Source organism: Desulfovibrio faecalis (assembly GCF_053570625.1).
Map to the genome: position 1 here is coordinate 2,151,061 of NZ_JBRBQR010000001.1, position 16,887 is coordinate 2,167,947.

General features: G+C 54.9%; 18 protein-coding genes. 10 read left to right on the forward strand and 8 right to left on the reverse strand.

Annotated elements, in window-relative coordinates:
* Positions 1-101: 101 nt before the first annotated feature.
* From ACUZ79_RS09555 to ACUZ79_RS09580, 6 genes are all read right to left on the reverse strand, one after another.
* A complete protein-coding gene (locus ACUZ79_RS09555) occupies positions 102-1,394 on the reverse strand; it encodes a type II toxin-antitoxin system HipA family toxin (protein ID WP_449251428.1) in 1,293 nt (430 codons plus the stop codon).
* Between the two features lie 12 nt (positions 1,395-1,406).
* Positions 1,407-1,748 (reverse strand): helix-turn-helix domain-containing protein, encoded by a 342-nt coding sequence (locus ACUZ79_RS09560; protein ID WP_449251429.1) that lies wholly within the window; start codon positions 1,746-1,748, stop codon positions 1,407-1,409.
* Positions 1,749-1,862: 114 nt separating this feature from the next.
* Positions 1,863-2,513, reverse strand: a complete 651-nt coding sequence (gene catA, locus ACUZ79_RS09565) for a type A chloramphenicol O-acetyltransferase (RefSeq protein ID WP_449251430.1) — start codon at positions 2,511-2,513, stop codon at positions 1,863-1,865.
* Between the two features lie 70 nt (positions 2,514-2,583).
* Complete coding sequence (locus tag ACUZ79_RS09570; protein ID WP_449251431.1) at positions 2,584-4,650, reverse strand: DUF2207 domain-containing protein; 2,067 nt, start codon at positions 4,648-4,650, stop codon at positions 2,584-2,586.
* 54 nt (positions 4,651-4,704) lie between these two features.
* Positions 4,705-5,001: a hypothetical protein gene (locus ACUZ79_RS09575; protein ID WP_240824356.1), complete on the reverse strand. Its 297-nt coding sequence runs from the start codon at positions 4,999-5,001 to the stop codon at positions 4,705-4,707.
* Positions 4,985-5,548: a LemA family protein gene (locus ACUZ79_RS09580; protein WP_240824355.1), complete on the reverse strand. Its 564-nt coding sequence runs from the start codon at positions 5,546-5,548 to the stop codon at positions 4,985-4,987. The genes ACUZ79_RS09575 and ACUZ79_RS09580 overlap by 17 nt, the downstream gene beginning before the upstream one ends.
* 250 nt (positions 5,549-5,798) lie before the next feature.
* Between ACUZ79_RS09580 and ACUZ79_RS09585 the strand changes: the two genes are divergently transcribed.
* Positions 5,799-6,866, forward strand: coding sequence for a hypothetical protein (locus ACUZ79_RS09585; RefSeq protein WP_449251432.1), 1,068 nt, complete (start codon positions 5,799-5,801; stop codon positions 6,864-6,866).
* Positions 6,867-6,930: 64 nt separating this feature from the next.
* Entirely contained in the window at positions 6,931-7,863 is a 933-nt protein-coding gene (locus ACUZ79_RS09590) for a hypothetical protein (protein ID WP_449251433.1), read from the forward strand.
* A gap of 115 nt (positions 7,864-7,978) precedes the next feature.
* Here ACUZ79_RS09590 and ACUZ79_RS09595 read toward each other — a convergent pair whose 3' ends face one another.
* Positions 7,979-8,926: a hypothetical protein gene (locus tag ACUZ79_RS09595; RefSeq protein WP_449251434.1), complete on the reverse strand. Its 948-nt coding sequence runs from the start codon at positions 8,924-8,926 to the stop codon at positions 7,979-7,981.
* 218 nt (positions 8,927-9,144) lie between these two features.
* Positions 9,145-9,312, reverse strand: coding sequence for a hypothetical protein (locus ACUZ79_RS09600; RefSeq protein ID WP_449251435.1), 168 nt, complete (start codon positions 9,310-9,312; stop codon positions 9,145-9,147).
* Positions 9,313-9,431: 119 nt separating this feature from the next.
* On the opposite strand from ACUZ79_RS09600, the gene fabG reads away from it, so the two are divergent.
* From fabG to ACUZ79_RS09640, 8 genes are all read left to right on the forward strand, one after another.
* Positions 9,432-10,160 (forward strand): 3-oxoacyl-ACP reductase FabG, encoded by a 729-nt coding sequence (gene fabG / locus ACUZ79_RS09605; protein WP_449251436.1) that lies wholly within the window; start codon positions 9,432-9,434, stop codon positions 10,158-10,160.
* Between the two features lie 6 nt (positions 10,161-10,166).
* On the forward strand, positions 10,167-11,381 hold the full coding sequence (locus tag ACUZ79_RS09610) for a beta-ketoacyl-[acyl-carrier-protein] synthase family protein (protein WP_449251437.1): 1,215 nt from the start codon (positions 10,167-10,169) through the stop codon (positions 11,379-11,381).
* Positions 11,381-12,838: a phytoene desaturase family protein gene (locus ACUZ79_RS09615; RefSeq protein ID WP_449251438.1), complete on the forward strand. Its 1,458-nt coding sequence runs from the start codon at positions 11,381-11,383 to the stop codon at positions 12,836-12,838. Before ACUZ79_RS09610 ends, ACUZ79_RS09615 begins: the two co-directional genes overlap by 1 nt.
* Positions 12,820-14,061: a beta-ketoacyl-[acyl-carrier-protein] synthase family protein gene (locus ACUZ79_RS09620; RefSeq protein WP_449251440.1), complete on the forward strand. Its 1,242-nt coding sequence runs from the start codon at positions 12,820-12,822 to the stop codon at positions 14,059-14,061. The genes ACUZ79_RS09615 and ACUZ79_RS09620 overlap by 19 nt, the downstream gene beginning before the upstream one ends.
* Positions 14,058-14,327, forward strand: a complete 270-nt coding sequence (locus tag ACUZ79_RS09625) for an acyl carrier protein (protein WP_022658786.1) — start codon at positions 14,058-14,060, stop codon at positions 14,325-14,327. Before ACUZ79_RS09620 ends, ACUZ79_RS09625 begins: the two co-directional genes overlap by 4 nt.
* 202 nt (positions 14,328-14,529) lie before the next feature.
* Positions 14,530-15,063 carry a lysophospholipid acyltransferase family protein gene (locus tag ACUZ79_RS09630; protein WP_449252174.1) on the forward strand — a complete coding sequence of 178 codons (534 nt, stop codon included), beginning with the start codon at positions 14,530-14,532 and terminating at the stop codon, positions 15,061-15,063.
* A gap of 5 nt (positions 15,064-15,068) precedes the next feature.
* Positions 15,069-15,485, forward strand: coding sequence for a hypothetical protein (locus ACUZ79_RS09635; protein ID WP_240824346.1), 417 nt, complete (start codon positions 15,069-15,071; stop codon positions 15,483-15,485).
* Between the two features lie 131 nt (positions 15,486-15,616).
* A complete protein-coding gene (locus ACUZ79_RS09640; protein ID WP_096152604.1) occupies positions 15,617-16,852 on the forward strand; it encodes an ISL3 family transposase in 1,236 nt (411 codons plus the stop codon).
* Positions 16,853-16,887 lie beyond the last annotated feature (35 nt).

The following is a 16,887-nucleotide window of genomic DNA, read 5'->3' on the forward strand; positions in this document are numbered from 1 at the left end:
TTATATACACAGGGCGACCTGCTTTGCTGGCATTGACGCGGCGGAGCAGGTCGTTTTTACAGGCGGCTGCCTGCTGGCATATACGGGGGCATGGTGGCGGCTTATGCGGGTGCGCCAGCATCCGGCAGCAGGGCGAGGGCGTAGCAGTTGCGCACTTCTGCAAGGTTGCGCTGCGGCACCCCCGCGCTCAGGTGCAGGGTTTCCCAGTTCTGCCTGATCGTGCCCCTTACTTCTTCAACAATCATCTGCGCTTCCCCAGAAGCAAGGCCAAAGTGCCGGGCCGCAGCCAGCACATTGCCTTCGGTTGCGCGCCTGCCATCCGGCCCCACGCTCAGGTGTAAGGCCCGTGGGGCATCGTCCATGACGGGCTGCGGCACAACATCATACACCGGGGAGAGTCGCCAGCCTGGCTGGTCGTCCTGTCCATCTGGATACAAAAAACCGTGGTTTCGTAGGTGATCGTCGGAATTATTGCAGAATACGTTGAAAACCATGCGCCGATACAGCTCGCGGATATCGTTGCGCGTGGCCTCGGCGCTGTAAAAATCCCGCCGCATAGCTGTTACAATGTCGGTATACGCGGCGCGAGCCTCCGGCCCGGCTGCGCCTATGAGCGTCATGGCTGAAACAAAGGGCAGGCGGTGCAGGGCGCCGTTTTGAATTTGGCGGTCAAAACGCTCAACCAGAAGGATATCGCGGTTGTCCAGAACCGTAATCCGATTCGTTTCCGGCACGTTGATACCGCACTTTTCCGCAAGGAGCATGTTTGCATGCTCTATGCGGCAGGTGGGCCAGGCTTCGCGCTCCTTGCTGAATTTTGCAATCCAGAATTTGCCATCCTGCTCAAGCGAGGCCTTGGGTCTTGCGCCGCCAATGGAGGATCCGCGCACAAAAAAGCGCCGGTACTGTGGATTGAGTTCGTCTGCCTGTTCCACCGTATCCGTGGCAAGGAGCATGCCCTGAAGGTCGAGCTCCGCGCCGGGGAGGTTCCGCGCCCAGGGCGGCGTATCCGTAAAGGGGGCGGCATCGGGCGCGCTGCTGAAACCAAGCGCGCCGATTCTGTCTGGCCCGGCATAGAGCATGTAGTCAAATTCGCCAAGGTGGGAGCCGGAGGATTCGGCGGCGATATCAAGAACGTGACGGCCCCAGTCGTCAGGGCAGGCATCGCGCAGACCGTTAAATAGCGCGCCGCCCAGCGGCCCCTCGTAGGTGTGTTCCCGCTGCAGGGGCAAGGCGACAGGGTCAACAGCCACCGCGTCAGGCCGCTCCAGATAACGGTTGGAATACTCAAAGAAGCACTGGCTAAAACGACCATCCTGAACATAGCGCAGGCGTCCGGCAACAACAAAGCTGCCCCCAAGGTGCATATGCACATACGCCACGCGGGTTATCATGACCAGTCTCCCTTAAAAATCGTAGGAAATTTTGTTCTTGTCGTCCGTGTTGCCTTCAAGCAGCCTGCGTTCGTGGGCAAGGCCGATCATGTCCGTTTCCATGGCGGCCACGTTGTCCAGGTCGTTTTCAAGCCCGAGGGTGAGCAGGGCCGTCGCGAGCGCCCCTAGGCTCGTGCCTGGCGTGCCGCTTTCGAGCCTTCTGAGCGAGCCAACCGAAATCATCATGAGTCTGGCCATTTCGTTCAGGGTCAGACCCCGCCGTTTTCGCGCCAGTTTTATTCTGCGCCCCAGGTCTTCAATTTTTGCCAGAACTCTGGGGGGCAGCGCATCTATGGAAGCCGATGATTTGCTCATAAATGATATTTTTTTGCCATTTTTTGTCAATATATAGACAAATAAGAACTGGTCAAGTGGAAATGCCCTCAACTTCGCCGCTATGCTCGGGGACGGTGGGGCCAGTCAGTCTGGTCACAGCCAATCGCTGAAGTTCTGGGCCAGGCCTTGAACGGCATCTATGAATTTTCCCACATGATAGCCGTCGCACACTGCGTGATGCACTTGAATGGAAAGCGGCATGTGTGTCTTTCCGTTTTGTTCCAGATAACGTCCAATAGTAAAAATGGGAGGGAGGTATGTTCCCTCGCCGTAAACATTCAGATTGAAGCCGGTGAAGCTCTGCCAGGGAAAGGATGAAATTGTGAACAAGTTTTCAGGCATGTTGTTTTGAGGAAAAAGCGTATCAGCGTTGCCATATTTTTCCATGTCGTGAATGCATTTGTCATAAAATTTGCTGAAATCACTATCAAATGGCGTGAATATGCTGCTGAAAGTTTCAGTGTTTTTGTTTAAAATCGTGTAACTCGGGCTTGTTGATTCCCAGTAGCCAAGTTCGCCATGAGTATTTATAGCCATCCTGAATTCTTGAAAATTATTAACTGCGCGTGAAAGTATGTATACTTGTGCAGGGTATGCCTTAATTCCACGAAGTTTCAATTCTTTTACAAGTGAATCAATTTCTATATTTACTGTGATGCTGTAAGTACAGCGAACAGTATGAACGTAATGCTGATAATAAGATTTTCTTTTCCAGGTGTCCAACTCGATTACATTAAATGACATGAAAAAACAGTCCTTTTGCTATTGCTTGCTCGTCACGAAAGTACGCAAGCCCTGAGTAGTTTTTTGCCGTTCACAGGCCGCCGCCTCCACCCCCGCCAGAGCCGCTGCCTGCGCCGCCCCCGCCGGAGCTGAAACCGCTGGCGGATGAGGATTCGGCAGACGCGGAGGAGGCGCTCACGGCGCTGCCAAAACCATTGGAAAAGTCGCTCCAGCCGTCATGCCCGTGCACAAGGGCGACATCAACGCCGGAGTCTTCAAGCGCTGCTGCCTGAAGCTGTTCGGCAAACCTGTTGCACCACGTTTTTTCCAGCCCCAACACCAGCGCATAGGGCAGCAGACGGCGGAAAACCTCGGGCGTGTCTTCGGGCTTTTCGTCCTGGGCGCCTACCTGCTCCATGCGTGGCAGCTCTGCGGTTCGCATGTACATGGCAAGGCCTTCAATTTCGTCCAATACCTGGCGCGCTGCGGGGCTGGGAGCCTTGATGACGGCTGTGAAGACAATGGACGTGATGATCATGAGCAGAAGAAGCAGCCACCCAAGATCGTAAAAATAAAACTGAAGACCAACCGCAGTTACCCCGGCCAGTGGCAAAGCCATAAGGCCCAGAGTTACCAGCAGGGATTTTGCCTGCTGCCGCATCAGCAGCAGGGGGAGCGCCAGCGCTGCGCAAAAGGCCAGGCAAACCGCGAGCAACAGCAGAATCAGCGACAGTTGCGAGTTCTCTGGGGCAAGCAATGCAGGATCAACTTCCCAAAAGCTCGCCGCAAAGGCCAGCGGCAGCAACAAAAACCAGCCAAGCACCGCAACCCAGGTGTTCAGCCGCCATGCTCCCTTAAAGTTTTGCTTCAGGTTTGCCCTGGCTGCGTTGAAAATACTGCGGATATCTTCATTCTTGGGGCGCAGCAAGACTTTTTCACCCTTACCCGTACTGCGCGCAAGCTCGCGGTACACGGTCTGTTCTTCTGCGGTAAGCCCCTCTGTGCGCCCGTTTGATGCTGCTATCAGTTCCAGCGCGTAGGTTTTGGCGTCTGCCTTGCTGATGCGGCACAAGCCCTTGAATGCCAGAGCCAGAAACGTGGCGGCAAGCCCCCGGCCAGAGATGCGGGCCGACTTGTAGAAGAACTCCACCGCCAGCGGCGAAAGCGCTTGCGGCGTAGTCTCAGCAGCAGATTTTTTGCCCCATTGAGCGACCTTGGGCGGGTAATAGCGGGGGAAGATGGCACCCTTGGGCGGGTCAATACCGAGGCGCTGCCAAAGCAGAAAATAATAAAGAAACACAGCGCAAAAAGCCAGGCACTGCGCAGGCAGCAGGGGATTATCGTACAGCACTTCAAAGAGCAGCCCCCGCTCCCTGATGGCGCGCTCCTCTTCTTGTCGGGTCAGCTCCAAGGCCTCTTCTTCCCGTTGCTGCTGTAGTGCAAGCGGAAGTACCGGGTCGGCAACGCTCTGCCTGTCAAAGGCTACAGCCACCGTAAACTGAGTGTCCGGCTCAAGGGACCTGGCAAGGATAAAGGTCGCTTCGTTGGCTTGCGGTCTGCCAATAGTGATATGGTCGGAATCTCTGGAGCCAGCCAGCCCGGCCCACGCGGCGGTTTGCTGCACGGTTACGCCCTTGGGCAGAATGACACGGCACGAAGCGCTGAGGATGGGGAAGCCCCATACGCCAGTGGCGTTCCAGTTGAGTTCCCCGTTGGATTCGTAAAAGCGCAGGTGCAGGGATGTGTCGTATTCAAGCACAAAGCGGTGCTGCCCCGTGGAGAGCGGCTCCTTGCCGCGCATGAGCACCCGAATGTAATCGCCCCTGATTTCGGTTTCGGTCGGGTTGAGGGGCACGCCGTCAATGCTTGCGGATGTAACGGTGAAAGGCACCGTACCGCTGTAGTTTGCCGGGCCGGAATAGAGCAGGGGGAGTTCGCGATATATGCCTTTTTTAATCTGATTGCCTTCCGCATGCACAACAATTGCTTCGCGAACATGCATGCTGCCATCTTGATGGATTGTGACGGTGGAGGCGAAACTCTCTATGCGTTCCTGTGCGGATGCAGCAAAGCACATGGCCTGGATGCAGAGCAGCAGGGCGCATACGCTCAGTGCAATGCGGCGTGTAAAACAACTGCTGGCATAGGGCGTGTGCATGGCTTCATCCTTGCGCAGGCTGTTTGAGGGGGGATGCCGTGACGCTGGCCGTGGTTAAAAAAGCAGGTCGGGCAGGCTCAAGGCCGCCAGCCCCACAGAGCCGAGCAAGCCCATGAACGCAAGGGCCATACGCGCGAAATTGCCGAGCATATAGCACCGCCGCGCATACCACAGCCAGATCAGCCCTGCGCCAAGATTGCAGCCAAGCAAGGCATCTGACCGCCGCGCCATTATCAGTACGCCGGAGCACCAAAGCTGCAAGGCCGCCATCAGTGCGGCAACTATGAAGTACAGGGCCTGCCGCCACAAGCGGATGCCCAGCCCGTCTTGCCTGTTATTGTGCACCAACATCAGGAACCGCCCGCTCTGCTGGCGAATCAAGTTCAAAATACGCCACAGGGGCAAAGTGGAAAAATCCGGCAACCAGATTGCCCGGGAACTGGCGGACGCGGTCGTTCTGTTCCCTTGCTGCGCCGTTGTAGTAGCGACGGGCCATCTGGATTTCGTCCTCCAGCGTTGCAAGACTTTGCTGCAACTGGCGATAGTTTTCGCTGGCCTTAAGCTCCGGATAGGCCTCCGCAATGGCAAAGAGTTTGCCAAGCGCGCCGGAAAGCAGATTCTCCGCCTTGGCCTGGGCCGCAACATCACCCTGTACGGAGAGGCTGCGGGCACGCGCCGCGCTCACTTCTTCAAACAGGCTCTTTTCGTGGCTGGCGTATTGCCTGACGGTGCTGACCAGATTGGGCACCAGATCGTGCCGCCGCTTGAGCTGCACATCAATGCTGCTCCATGCTTCGTCCACCATGTTTTTGCCGCGCACCAGGGCATTGTAAAGGGCTACAATGACCGCAAACACAACCACAGCGGCCCCTGTGGCGATCAAGATGCCGGTGCTCATACGAACTCCTTGGATTTGTTGGGGGCATGCGCAGGATTATGAAGCAGCGTGTTGCGCGCGGCCTCGGTTTGCATGGCAAAAGGCCAGTCAATGTTGTCGTAAAAATTGGCATATGTGCGCTATTCGGTCAATGCTTCTGTGCTGTCAGCCCCGCAGGTTTGCGCATTCTGGTGAATTTGGGCCGCCTTGCCAGCTTCAGGCCAAAACATCCAAAGACATTTATGCATAGGTACGTTACGAAGGTAAGGAAGTGGAGAGGGAAGATCAGGCCGAAATCATCAATAAAATTCCGGGGGATTGCGACATGGGCTTTTTGAGTGTTTCCAACGTGTGCGCGCATAATGGCTCTCCTTGTGTCAGCTGGGGAATGCCCCGGAGTGCGATTTCTTTTTCATGGGTGCAGACTGCCGCGAAGCCTGCGCTTGCGCTGCTATGCCTGCTGCTTTGCCCCGGCCTCTCAGCTATTGCGGCTCCCCGTTCTGTGGGCGACTGGGTGGTCGAGGTGCCCGCAGGCTGGAAAACACAAGAGGAGGGGAATCAGGTATTGCTCAGCTCTCCAAAAGAAGACTGCTATGTGACGATGCTTGAGAAGGATTGCTTTAACGGCGATCTGGATCTGCTTGCAAAAGCTTCCGCCAGCACAACCGGCGGCAACGACTTGCGCACTCTGGGTGAAGGCAAGGGAGTTGTTTTTGCGGACAAGATTGCGCGGTACTGGGTTGGCCTTGCAGACGACAAATATATGGAAGTCTCTGTTGGGCATGCCTGCCGAGGCGCGGGGCCCATTGTAAAAAGCCTGAAAATTTCCCCAAAGGCCAAGACTGCAGCGCCTCTGAGCAAACTGCTGGCAGTTGCGCAAGGCCCTGAAAATACCAGGTGGCTTGTGACTGGCGATCGTCCGGACGATGCAAAGCCCGTTGAACCCGCAGACCCTATTGGCGACATGCCTGATTTTGCGGCCTTGGCAGACCCTGCTGCCCCCTCCCCTGCACCGCAGGAAAAAAACATCCCCCAAGGCTGGCGTACAACGCACACCGGCCAGTGGACAATCTACGACAAGCCGGACGAAAAAGTGTGGTACGCAGTTGGCCTGTATCCGCTCAAAAAGGTGGAAAACGGGCAGTGGGGCACGGATCTCATTGATCTTGCCCGCAAGCTGAAGGGCATCAATATCACCACCGGCGAAGGCACCGTTGATTTTACTACTCGCGAAGGCGGCATCGGCACCGTACTGACCAATGACGTCAACACGGTTGTTGAACTGTATTACCCCGAAGACGATGCCAACCTGGCGGAACTGCGCGAAGCGCTGCATTGATGAGCAGGGTTCTGAGCGTGTGCGGCAGGCATCAGCTCTTAAATTGCATCACAAGGAGTCTCGCATGTACTTGCTGAAACAATGGGTTGCCGGCGTGGCGGCCCTGCTGGTTTTTCTGCCGTCAACGGGGCTTGCGGCGGGGATTGTGCTGAAAAACAGCATGGGTTCTGACATCAAGGCCGTTTTTTGCGTGGGCAACAATGGAGATAAAAAGCCTGTTGTTGACGGATTGGCAAAAAAATCTTCCAAAACGGTAAGCCCGGCCAAATTTCCTGAGCACGACTGCACGCGCATTGGCGTGATCATGCAAAACGGTATGGGCTGGCAGTATTATCACGAGCCGGAACCGGGCTCAGCCAAGGAAATCGAGTTTGGAATGGATGCCGCAGGCCGTAATGAAAAGCGCAAGTATCCCTCCATGCTCATTACCATGCCCGATGGCGAGGCCTATGTGGCCCCGGCGGGTGTGCCCATGTTCATGCTGGTGCAGCTGATGCGCAAGGGAATGGACGTGGCCCGCTGGAAGGAATTCGCTCTGCCGGGCTATGATGGGCTTAAAGAACCCGGCGCTTATGCCGTGTGCTTTGCCGACCAATCGTGGAACCTCGCGGGCAAAGGCCTGCAGTTTGACGGCAAGGGCGGCGAACTGGAAACGGTTGCCCTGTCTGCGCCCTTTGCCAATACAACCATTGGGGCCATGTTTGAAGAACTGAAAAAGAACGGTTGGCTGCCGCTGGTTCTGGAAGCCGGAGGCCAGACAAGCGTATTTGGCACCCAGGGCGCGGCCCTCGCCCCCAAGGGGAAAGCCGTGGACTGCCCCCAAACCAGTGACGGCATGTGGGAGGCCTTTGAAACCATGTTTGTGAGCAGTACGGAAAATACGGATAAGCCCGTGCGTGTTGTGCTTGGCAGCGAAGGGCTGCGGTTTGCCATGAACCTTGATCTGGATGCCGCATTGGCGGAGATAAGCCTTACAAGAGCGCCAGCGGGGAAGTAGGGGGGTATTGAAGTCTCCTGCTTGAAGGAATGAATAAAAGCGTGGCTTATATGTCTGATGAGGACGTATGAGCCACATTTTATTGCAAAGTGATAAATTTGCTAACAGGCTGTATTTAAATCAAATTCCTAAACCACCATTCATTGCTGGTATCACTCTCGGAAAAGATTGTTGTTGGATGTGAATTTTCTATTGAATTAGTATTTCTCGCAACAAATCGATCAGCAAGGCAGCGCAATGTAGCAATAAGCATTGTATCTAAATGAATATTATTAAGTCTAATCAAATGCTTTGAATGGTTTTTAAGTGCGCTGCGGATATCAAGGTTTGGAGATATGTTCCGGAGGGATGTGTGTGTGAATTGTGAACGCATATCGTATAGCGCTGATGCAATAGAGCTTATTTTTTCATTTGTATTTTTGTTATACCAACTTGCATAACTCTCTTTGTTAAATTCCCCAATATGATTTTTCCCATCACAACTCCCAACTGTCGCAGACACACAAAAATTTTCGATCCACTTGTTTTTTAAATTGTCATGTAGGTTATTTATAAATTGTTTTTTAAAATTTTTGCTAAGTGAAAAACTCTCTTTATAGAGAGAACCTAGTGATTCTAATTTTTCTTGTGTTAATGAATTTGAATTATCATTTTGCATGTCAGATAAAATAAAAACAAATGGATCTATATATTCAGATTGTCCAGCTATCGTATCGAGGCAAGTTATGAGTAAATAAATCCTGATTGCATCAATATCAAACTGGACACCAGAAAAATCATTTCCCAAATATGTGCATGAAAATGTTTCTGTGCATATCTTGATTCCATTTTGTATTTTAGTAGATGTCTTGTTGCTGTGCTTATTAGATATGTCATCCTCTAATGTTTTTAAATTTTGAACAAATTCTAATCGTTCTGAGATGAGAATGAGTTTTTTGATGACAGGTTTTTCCAGTGAGGGAAATATCGTGTCGTCAAAACTTGAGGATACTTCAGGGAATAAATATTTTTTTATATCTGATAATTCATCCGGTGTGACTAAATCATGATAGGTGTAGGGCATTTCGATATCTCCCATTGCTAAGTTCGAAATGAAATTTGCAGCAAACAACTATGCTAGAAATTATTTTACTAGCTGGAAAGTTAGGAGTAGTGAGTCCGTTGTATTGTTTTTTTTAATATATACATGCTGATTTATAAATTCTTGCGGGATAATGCATCATGCTTGTTGAGTTATTTTCTTCAAAAAGCAGCGCGACACCGCAAAATCAACATAGCAAACTAGTCTGCTTTCTTTTGTTCATCCTTGTAGCCGTCACTATAGCCCTGCTGGACAGCATCAACCTTTCTTTCAATTTTTGCAGAGGCTTTGCCAGCAGTTCTGCCAACCCAACTGCATCCGCTGGAAAAGAAAAAAAGCGCAATCATGGCTGTTGCAAGAATCCGCATGATAAATTCCATCCTAAATTGAGAGTTGTCCTAAAAGAGTCTCTTGTATATTGTGCGGCTGTCCAATCTGGTGCCTTTTTAATAAATAAAGGCCTGCAAACATGCAAGCAGGGGAGTAAATGCAAAATTCGCCCATAGCCCTGGTAACAGGCGCAAGCAAGGGAATTGGCAAGGCCATTGCCCTTGGCTTGGCCGCCGATGGTTTTGATATCTGGCTGAATTACCGCAACGACCACGATGCCGCAGAAGCCGTGCGCGATGAAATTGAGGCTCAGGAGCGAAAGTGCGTTTTAGTGCCCTTTGATGTGGCGGATAAAGATGCGGTGGAAGCCGCCCTTGATCCACTGCTCGCAACGGAAACCCCCTATGCCCTGATAAACAACGCGGGCTTTGCGCGCGATACCGTTTTTGGCCTTATGTCCGAAGAACAGTGGGATTCCGTCATCGGTGTGCACCTCAACGGTTTTTTCCATGTATCGCGCAAGGTTGTACCGCATATGCAGCGGGCGCGCACGGGGCGTTTGGTCAATGTTGTTTCCACCTCGGGGCAGGCTGGTATGGCGGGGCAGGTGAACTACTCCGCAGCCAAGGCTGGTCTTATCGGCGCAACGCGTGCCCTTGCCCGCGAGCTTGGGCGGCGCAACGTGCTCGTTAATGCCGTGGCCCCTGGCTTTATCAGCACAGAGATGACGGCCGGGCTGCCCGTGGGTGAATATATGAAAAGCGTGCCCCTTGGCAGACCGGGTTTGCCGGAAGAAGTGGCGGGATGCGTGCGATTTTTGTGTTCCAACCTCTCTTCCTACGTTACCGGACAGGTGCTGTCTGTTAACGGCGGACTGTACATGTGAGGCCCGATGCGGCGAGTTGTCATAACTGGCGTGGGGCTTGTATCTGTTCTGGGCATTAGCCGTGAGCAGATCGCCAGCGCCCTGTATAATGGAATTACCGGCATAGTTGCCGACCCGCAACGGCTGGAGTATGGGTTTCGCAGCCCACTTACCGGGCGCATAGACGGTTTTGATTGCGCGCGCCATCTAAACAGAAAGCAGCGCAAAAGCATGTCGGATTTTGCCATTCAGGCGCATGCGGCAACCATGGATGCCCTGGAGCAGGCCGGGCTTGCACCCGAAGACCTGCGCTCGGACAGGTGCGGCCTTGTTTTTGGCAATGATTCCACAGTGCAGTCTGTAGTTGACCAGCAGGCTGCGCTTCAGGAGGCTGGCTGCACTTCCGGCATGGGCAGCGGCCATGTTTTCCGCTGCATGAATTCCACCATCACCATGAATCTCAATGTACTGCTTGGCAATACCGGCCCAAGCTGGACGGTAAGCGCCGCCTGCGCCAGCGGAGCATATGCCATCGGCCAGGCAACAGACCAGATCCGCCTTGGGCGGCTTGACCGCGTGGTCTGCGGCGCTGCGCAAGAGATGAACTGGCCGTCTGTCTGCTCCTTTGACGGCCTGGGGGCTTTTTCTGTGCGCATCCCTGCGGAGTCGGCCTCCCGCCCCTTTGACAAGGGCAGGGACGGGCTGGTGCCAAGCGGCGGCGCTGCGGCCCTGCTGCTGGAAGATTACGATACGGCCCGCAAGCGCAATGCCTGCATTCTGGCAGAAGTGCTTGGCTTTGGTTGCAGCGCGGATGGAGAGACCCTTTCCGTTCCCAGCCGCACAGGGCTCGCGCGCGCCATGCGTATGGCTCTGGCGGAAGGCGGGCTGAGTGCTGCCGATGTGGATATTGTCAACGCGCATGCCACTTCCACGCCTCAGGGGGATGCGGCGGAGGCCGCCAATCTGCGCGCCGTTTTCGGTGCCGCCTGCCCCGATGTTATGGCGCTGAAAAGCCTCACAGGGCATGAACTGTGGATGTCTGGCGCGGCACAGGTGGCCTATGCCGTCATTATGGCGCAGGCGGGTTTTACGGCTGCTACCATAAATTATGAAGAGCCGGATGACGATACCGCAGGTATTCCTGTACTTGCCCACAGGCTGGAGCAACCCCCGCGCGTAGTGCTGAATAATGCGGCGGGCTTTGGCGGCAGCAATGCCAGTATCGCCTTGAGGCTCGGCTGATGCGCTGCGTGGTCGCAGGCAGCGGCATTACCGGCCTGACTGCCGCCTTGCTGCTGGCGCGGCAGGGCCACGATGTTGCCGTAGTGGAAGCGGGCGCGCGCATTGCCCCATTGCTGCGTGGTTTCTGGCGTGATGGACTGTATTTTGATACTGGCTTTCACTGTGGCGGTGGCCTGCATGCCGGGGGTGTTTTGCGCCGCTGGCTGCGGGCACTGGGTGTAGAAAAGCATTTGCGGCAGATCACGACCAGCCGCACGGAGGTCTTCCACTTTGCCGATGGCAAGGCCTTTCAGCTCCCGGCAGGGCAAGCGGCGGTAACAGAAGCAGTTGAACGGCAATTCCCCGGCGCAGGGCCAGCCATGGAGGCTTTTCTGCACCGCATGGATGCGGAGCTGGAGCACTCCCCCTATCTGAATCCTGCTGTGCGGTCAGAACCGTCTTTTGCACTCCACAGCGCGGGCAGCGTGGCGCAGCATGCTGCATCTGCGGGCTTTCCTCCTCACTTGCGGGCCATGCTTGGCACACGGTGCCTCTTGTACGGCGTGCGGCCCGAAGAATCCTCGCTTGAAGAATATTCCCTTGTGGCAGGGCCATATTTTCAGTCCAGCGGTTCGTGGCAGGGCGGTGGACTGGCTCTGGTTGAGGCGCTTTTGACGGGCCTCGGCGAGCTTGGGGTCACTGTGCGCTGTAACGCTGCCGTTGTGGGCATTGAGGCCGACAAGAGCGAGGGCGTGCGCGGCGTGGTATTGGGTGATGGTTCCCGCCTTGCCTGCGAGCGTTGTTTCTTTACCGGGCATCCTTCGCAGCTTGAGGGGCTGATCCCCAAGGGCCTCATGCGTCCGGCCTACCTGCACCGCATAAATGAGCTGCCGGAAACGCGTTCCGCCATGCTGCTGTTTGCAGAAACACGGGACTGCCTGAATGAAAACGAAAGTATTTATCTGCTGCCGGAGCCTTCAGCGGAAGAACTGTTCCCGGGCGTGGAAAGCGCGCACCCTAGCGTATACCTTTTTTGTGACAGGGCGCAACCGGATGGCAGAAAGGCTGTGATGGCCGTGGCGCTTATGGACGACAAGGATTTGCCCAACGGCGATCCTCATCCGCGCCCCCAAAGCTATGCGGCGTGGAAGCGTGAGTCCGCTGCCCGATTGCAGGCCTACATTGAACAGCGTTTGCCAGAGCTTGCAGGGCGCTGGCGCATTCTGGATGCGGCAAGCCCGTTGACCATGCGGCGCTGGGTTTACGGTGCAACGGGCAGCCTTTATGGCGTGCAGCACTACCTTGGCGCCATGCCCATGCTGCCTGTCACACGCCTGCCGGGGCTGTTTCTGGCCGGGCAGAACATCCTGCTGCCCGGTGTGCTGGGCGGCATGGTCAGCGCTGCCCTGGCTGTGGGCTTTTCCTTCGGTCACGATAACGTTCTCAAGGAGTTCAGGGAATGCGCGGAAAGCGAGTAGTCGTAACCGGCATGGGCGCGGTTTCGCCATTCGGTGAGGGCGTGGCAGCCATGTACGAAGGTGTGCGTGATAACCGTTGCGCGTTGTCCCCATTGCCAGCCTATAAACTTGAAGGTCTGTCATGCCGGGTAGCCGGGCTGGTGCCTCCATTGCAGGAAAAGCGCATTCCCAGGGAATTGCGGCGTTCCATGTCGCCCATGTCCATTTTTGCCTGTCTCGCGGCTTGGGAGGCTTTGGCCAATGCCGGGCTGAGTACCCGGCCCGGGCAGCGCATGGGCGTGGCGGTTGGCTCAACTGTGGGCAGCCCCACCATGCTGCATGAGTTTTTTGAAATGTTTCTGCGCGAGCACAGCGTGGAGAGCATGCGCAGTACAGTATTTTTCAAGGTCATGAGCCACACGGTCGCCGCCAATGTGGCTCTGGCCTGCGGCTGCGCAGGCCGCACGCTTGCGCCTGCCGCCGCCTGTGCCTCTGGCCTCATGAGCCTGTGTCTAGGGTTTGAGGCTATCGCGGCAGGGCGGGAAGAAATGATGCTTTGCGGCGGCGCGGATGAATTCCACCTTTTGACCTCCGCCACCTTTGACCGCCTTGGCGCGGCATCCCACACAGAAGACCCGGATTGCGCCTCGCGCCCCTTTGATGCGGAGCGCACAGGCATTGTTTGCGGCGAAGGTGCGGGCATCCTGCTGCTGGAGAGTCTGGAAAGTGCTCAGGCCCGCAATGCGCCTGTACTGGCGGAAATACGCGGCGCAGCCATATCTTCATCACCCGGCAGCATCGCTCAGCCCGACGCGGCAGCCATTGCCGATTGCATGCGCAGAACGTTGGAAGATGCAGGCGTGCAACCGCAGGATGTTGCCTATGTTAACGCCCACGCCACCGCTACAGAATTCGGTGATATTGCGGAAGGACAGGCCATTGAAGACGTTTTTGGCTCAACAACACCTGTCAGCAGTTTCAAGGGGCACCTGGGGCACACCATGGCGGCCAGCGGCGCGCTGGAAAGTATTTTGTGTATAGATATGTTGCAGTCTTCCACCTATTTTCCAACGCGCGGCTTGCGTAATCCTGATGCCAGATGTGGGAATCTGAACCATATGTACGAGCATCTACATAAACCAAGCGGTTTGGTATTAAAAAACAGTTTTGCGCTTGGCGGTTGCAATTGCACTATCATATTTGATAGCTTGCGTGAAAATTCAATGAATGTTGGGAAAGAATGAACGATAATAAAATTAGAGAGACGATTGACGCGGCCTTGAGTGAAGAATTTGAATTGTCCCCGGATCAGCTTGTTCCTACAGCGCATATCAAGGAAGACCTCGGGCTTGATAGCCTTGATATCGTGGATATGGTCATCGTGCTGGAAAAGGCCTTCAACTTCAAATTGCAAAACAAAGAGTCCCTGGTAAAAATTCAGACACTTGGGGACATTTATGCATTCATCGAGGCCTTGCGCGATGAAGGAACCGTCAAGGCGGAACAGTAATATTGTGTCAAACATTGCCATAAGTGCAATTTTTGTTTGCTGGACAATTATTATTTTGCCTTTAACACTGTGCATTTCCGCGTTACACAAGATTTTTCCCGGTGTCATGTGCGCGGTCAATCGGCGGTACATCTGGCTTTATGGCCGCTCTACGCTGTTTTTTTTGCGGCCCTGGCTGCCGGTGCGTATTCGCAACGCACATATGGCAGTGGAGTATCCTGGGTCGGTTGTTGTGTGCAACCATCAGTCTTTTTTGGATATTTACCTGCTCGCGGCGCAGGATCAGGCCAATGTGTGCCTGATAACCAAAAGCTGGCCCTTTCGCTTGCTTTTTTTCTTTGCGCCAACCATGCGCAGCGCGGAATACATTGATGCGGAGAGTCTGCCCGCAGAACAGGTCGAGGCTTTGTGCCTTGAACGTCTGCGTGATGGGGTTACTCTGGCGATTTTTCCCGAGGGCAGCCGTACCCGCACTGGTGCTCTGGGCAAGTTCAGGGCCGGCGCTTTCCACGTTGCTGTAAAGGCTGGTCGCCCTGTGCTCCCCTTGTTGATCCACAACAGCTTCCAGGTGTTTCCTCCTGGCGCCAAGGGCTTTCATCCTGCTACCATCCATATGGAGTTTCTTGATCCTGTATGGCCGCAAGCCTTTGCCGGAGAACTTTTACCGCATCGCGCCATGATGCGGCATGTCAGAAATCTTTATGTAAAACATCTAACATGTGCGACAGGAGAGTAACTGTAATGAAAAAATATCTTTTGCTTACGGTGCTGGTGATGACTCTTGCGGCTATTGGCTGCCGTTTTGGCCAGCCTGTGGGCACCTTTGCCTATGACTTCCCCTCGGCTGAAGCCAGCAAGAATATCTCTGAAAAAAAGATGCACGATGCCATCGTCAAAGCCTGCGCTGATACAGGCTGGCGCGTTTCTGAACCTTCTTCCAACACTATTGAAGCCACAATCATGGTGCGCAACAAGCACACTGTGGTGGTTTCCATCCCCTATACGGCCACACATTACAGCATCAACTACAAGGCCAGCACCAACATGGAATACAAGGCCAAGAGCGATGGCAGCGCTGTTATCCACCCCAATTACAACAAGTGGGTCGGCATTCTTGACCAAAGCATCCGCCGGAATGTGGCGAGCAGTGAATACTGATTTGCAGCAGTCCCTTACGGCCTTTGTGCCGCACCGTGCCCCCATGCTTCTTCTGAGCGGGCTTGAAAGCTTGGCTCTTCCGGGTTTTCCGTGGGTAGCTGATCTGCTAATGTCCTTCCCGGAGGGCACCAATGAAGGATACGGACCTATATTTTCGGATTCTCGGGCTGACCGAGCCCTGGTTTGTTGAGGCTGTTGAACTGGACACGGCGGAAGGTCGGGTAGACATCCGCGTGGAGCATGGTCCTGGTGTTCGCTGGTTTTGCCCTACTTGTGGTCGAGAGCTGGCTTGCCGCGACCATGCCGAGCCTCGTGTCTGGCGCCATCTGGACACGTGCCAGTTCAAGACGTTCCTGCATGCTCGGATTCCCCGAGTGGACTGCCCCGAGCATGGCGTCCTTCAGGTCAACGTGCCTTGGGCCGAGTCCAAGGCACGTTTCACCATATTGATGGAGCGATTGATCATCGACGTGCTGACCGAGTGCGCCACCGTAACAGGAGCGCGGCGCATCCTGCGCATCACCTGGGACGAAGCATGGGGTGTCATGGAAAGGGCGGTGCGCCGGGGCCGGGAGCGCAAGCAATCGAATCCCTCGCGGTATCTTGGCGTTGACGAGAAGGCATTCCGCAAGGGGCACGACTATGTGACCGTGGTTTGTGATCTGATCGGCAGCACGGTGGAGTATGTGGCCGACGAGCGTAAGGCCGAAAGCCTTGAGGGGTACTACCTTCAGTTCACCAAGGCGCAGTTGGAGCGGATCAAGGCCGTGGCCATGGACATGTGGGAGCCCTATTTTAAAGCTACGCTCAAACATGTGCCGGACGCGGCGGGGAAAATCGTTCACGATCGGTTCCACGTCATGAAACACGTAGGCGAGGCTGTGGACCGGGTACGCAAGCAAGAGCACCGCGAACTCACAAGTCAGGATGACCATCGACTCAAGGGCACGAAATTCCTCTGGCTATACCGGGAGGAGAATCTGCCGGACAAACACCGGCCAGCCCTGGAGGCCTTGAAGACAGCGAACCTCAAGGTGGCCAAGGCCTGGGCCATGAAGGAAAGCCTGAACGACGTCTGGAAGTACCTGAGCACGGGATGGGCCAGACGTTTTGTGAAGCGATGGCTGGTCTGGGTGAACAGGTCAGATCTTGCCCCAATGCGCAAAGTGGGCGGACTGATTCAGAGACATCTTGAGAACATCCTGACCTTCTGCCGCCACAGGATCACCAACGGCGTGGCCGAGGGCCTCAACAGCAAGATCATGGCCATCAAGAGGAAGGCTTGCGGTTATAGGAACCGGGAGCATTTCAAGACAGCCATCTACTTCTTCTGTGGCGGTCTAAACCTCTACCCGGCCAGTTCCTGACAGGGGTTACCCACGGAAAACCCGGAAGAACCGAA